The sequence below is a fragment of the Bartonella sp. OC16QHHD genome, assembly GCF_042194035.1.
Classification (GTDB): Bacteria; Pseudomonadota; Alphaproteobacteria; order Rhizobiales; family Rhizobiaceae; genus Bartonella.
Map to the genome: position 1 here is coordinate 1 of NZ_JBHIMJ010000011.1, position 3,202 is coordinate 3,202.

Below are 3,202 nucleotides of genomic sequence, written 5' to 3' on the forward strand. Positions count from 1 at the left end.
TATCGCCAATGCCATCAGAGGCAATACCGCGAAGTTGAACGATGCCAAAATGTTAAGTATCTCCACCACTGTTGGCAAAGAATTTGCAACCGGAGTAGAAGGTTTAACCTTTGAGCCACAAGCACAAGTTGCCTATCAACATTTGATGTTTAACACCATTGAAGATGCTGATAATTTTACTGTTGATGTGAACAATCCTTCTCAATGGTTGATCCGTGTTGGTGGACGTTTGACCAAAACCATTTCCACTGAAAACAACCGTCCTATGTCTTTCTATGGAAAAGTAAACTTGATCAAAACTTTCGGTGATGATGGTACCATCCAGATTGGCAGAAACTTTGACCTTTATCCTATGGGACCTGCAATTGAAGGCGGCGTTGGCATCAATGCGCAACTGTCTCACAATTTCTCCCTTCATGGTGATGTAAGCTATCAACAAAAGCTTCAGAAAACTGGTATAAGTGGTGCAAGCTTTTCAGGTGGTATACGCTATCAGTTTTAAATCAAGGCTGTAAATAGCCTATTCATTCTATTCAATTTAACAAAAAGGCAGCACAATATGCTGCCCTTTTTGTAAAAGTCATCCTTTTTCCTTTTAAAGCACCCTTCCCTCTTTATACTTAGTTCTTTACGAAAATCTCCAAGACAAGACACAACAAACGCAACAGAGCACTTCCATCCCCAGTGGATGAAGAGTACTTCCTACTTTGAAAAAAAGAGAAGTCTATTAGAAATAAATTAATACCACTGTATTGAAAGATGAAAAACCACTTTAAGCCCAAATAAGTTAGCTTTTTTACTAGCTTCTTCTACATCCTTTTTTTCCCTCATAATCCCAATTTGCGTCATATAATAATCCCTACCATCACGTAAACACCACTATATCAGTATCTCACAATATTTCTCTGAATAATAATATTCAAAATTATAATTCTTTAAATAAAATCAATTATAAATACATTTTGTATTAGAGATAATTAATATCAATTATTTTTTAATTTTGACAAAAAACCAAAAATGTCTTACCAAATAAAGACAATTACTGAAATTAATAACAACTATCCATTTTCACTTCTTCTTATGAAATTCGCGGGGAAATGAATATTTGGGGGCTCTCATAAGGAGAATACTAGTGTATAAAACATCCCTTTTATCATGCACGGCTACAGCCGCTATCATCCTGTTCAACATCCAGTTCAGTGCACATGCTGAAACCCTCGTAGTTTCTGAGGGAAAACAACAAGAAGTATCCGATAAAACCTACGAAACTATTCACGCAAAAGACGGTGGCAAAATCATTGGAAAACATTTAACCATTGTTACGAATAAAGATATAAACCAAGGCACAAACAAAACCGTCTATGCTGTAACAGCAGAAGGTGCTAACAGTGCGATTGAGTTACTGGACGGCACAACCATTAAAGGCACTGGTTCTGGTATTTTCTTAGGCCTTGAAGCCAAAGACGGTGCTACACTTCAAATGACTAAGGGAACAATTACATATTCTGGAATGGAGTCCTCCTCATCTGGCATTTTATCTAGCACTGGTGCTTCCTTTTCTGACAGTAAGAGTAAAAAAAACAAGCTGGAAGACGTGGTAATATCGAGTGAAAACGATAACAGTTCACTATCCTTAGGAATAAGTGCTAAAAACAGCACAGTCATTTTAAACAATGTAACCGTAACTCAAGCACTAAAAGGCATATTTGCAGATGATCACTCGACAATAACAATCTCTGGAGGATCATTTCGTGCAAAAAATACAGCAATATCTGCTCAAAATGGCAGTATCATTACTTTAAACAACAATGTTACAGTCGCATCATCTAATGGTAATGCACTCCATGCAGATGGTATAGAATCCAAGATCACAATGAAAGGAGGAGCTGTCATAGGAGGAAATTTGAATGGACATGAAGGCGCATTACTTACAGAAAATGGTGGACGTATTGAAATTACGGATGTTACTCTAACAACCGATAACTTGGGAAACGGTGTAAATGCCAATGGCTTTGGAAGCATAATTGAATTAAAAGGCAAAACAAGCATTAAAAAAGTTAGAGATGGACTGAGAGCAGAAAAAGGTGGTAAAATCACCAGCGAAGATTTAACAATAACTGCTTATGAAAACCAAGAATACGGCACTTCTGGTATAATAGCCATTAATCCTAATAGTGAAATTCAATTAAAGGGGCATACAACCTTTGAAAAAGTTTCGTACGGTCTTGGAGCCTATAATGGTGGTAAAATTACCAGCGGAGATTTAATAATAGTCGGTGGTAAAGCAATTAATGACAACCCCAATGAAGCACGATCTGGTGTATGGACAGCAGGCTCTGGGAGTGAAATTCAGTTAACGGGCAAAACAACCATTCAAAATTTTGATGAAGGTCTTTATGCAGAGGATGGAAGTAAAATCATTAGCGGAGATTTAACAATAATCGGTGGTGAGTCCGAAGCAGCAACCGTTGGTGTAAACACTTGGGAGGCTGATAGTATAGTTGAATTAAATGGCAAAACAACCATTCAAAATGTTGATGTTGGTCTCGCTATTGGTAAAGATGGCACAATTAAGATGATTAATGGCGCTATTGATGCTAATTCTAAAAGTCTAGATACCCAATCCGACGCCCTTCAGAATGGGAAGAAAAATAAAATAGAAGCAAAAAAAGTTGCAATGGTTGTAATAAATGGCGGCCATATTGATCTAACGGATGTTTCTGCAAAAGTAGGAATCAGTGGCTTACAGTTCTTGGCTGTCTCTGATATTGATAAAAATGAATCAGATGATCCACAAAAACACCAAAGTAGTGAGATCAATCTAACTAATGCAGAGCTTCATGCTGAAAATGGTACTGGAATTTTTGTTGGAGCTTTTACTAACGATAACATTGAAGATATTCAAGGTTTGTCAATCGGTACAGTCAATCTCAAAAATTCAGAAATCCATGCCGACGTATTATTAGGAGATGGTATTTTCGAAAATCCAAAATCTTGGGGAACCGATAATTATTGGAATGATAAAAAGGTTAAAGCGATCTCCAACGGCACTTTTACATTAAGCGCTGATCAGTCTATCCTAGAGGGCAGAGCAAATATTGCTAAAGATAGAACTGTACGTTTTGATCTAAAAAACAAGACAACATGGACGTTGAAAATCAGCAAACATGAAAAAGATGATGATGGCAATCTGCTTGATATC

Annotated in this window: 1 protein-coding gene and 1 pseudogene; both read left to right on the plus strand. The window is 37.0% G+C overall.

Annotation, left to right across the window (positions count from 1 at the left end):
* Positions 1-502 (plus strand): autotransporter outer membrane beta-barrel domain-containing protein (locus ACFIK1_RS01845; RefSeq protein WP_375661953.1); only part of this gene is annotated, 502 nt, incomplete at its 5' end.
* Between the two features lie 630 nt (positions 503-1,132).
* Positions 1,133-3,202: pseudogene (locus tag ACFIK1_RS01850) on the plus strand (autotransporter outer membrane beta-barrel domain-containing protein); the annotation flags it as partial.